The 646-nt window shown below is 43.8% G+C and carries 1 pseudogene; it reads left to right on the top strand.

The window, feature by feature from the left end:
* Positions 1 to 225 precede the first annotated feature (225 nt).
* Positions 226 to 646, top strand: a pseudogene (locus R7O13_RS28005) (carboxypeptidase M32); the annotation flags it as partial.

Here is a 646-nt window from a genome sequence, read left to right as displayed (position 1 = left end):
CCATATTGTTGTGATAATTAATGGGTAGTGCGTCATCAATACCGCCAATCAACTCGATTCGCAAGCTTCTTTTTTAAGAGCGCTATACAACCGGATGAATTTGTGGACAATGAGACGTCATTAAATGTTAATTATTAGTAAATTAACTTCAGTTGCTTAGCGCGACTTGATGTGAAGGACCCTTTTCGGGTGTTTAGGGAAAGAACAAAAATAAGAGTAGTCACAATGAATGCATTTACAAAACTCGTCGAACATTCAAAAAAAGTCGCCAACTTTGGCCATTTATTAGAAATTGTAGGCTGGGATCAAGCAGCTGTGATGCCATCAGGCGGTGCTGAAGCACGCTCCAACGCAATGGCTGAACTTGAAGTACACATCCACTCGCTCATGACTCAGCCGCATCTTGAGGATCTATTTGCACAAGCAGAAGAAGAAAACCTCGCCACGCAAGAGCGAGCCATGTTACGTGAAATGAAACGCGAATGGCAGCTTGCAAACCTTCTTCCAGAATCATTAGTTCAAGCAAGTTCTCTTGCCGGTTCGAAGTGTGAGCACGCTTGGCGAACACAGCGTGCTAATAATGACTGGGCCGGTTTTGAGAAGAACTGGGCAGAAGTTGTAAAGCTTTCCCAAGAAGAGGCTCAAA

It is taken from the genome of Vibrio sp. Y176, from assembly GCF_033438945.1.
Note: the sequence above shows the minus strand (reverse complement) of the source record. Positions and strands in the feature narration are given on the sequence as shown.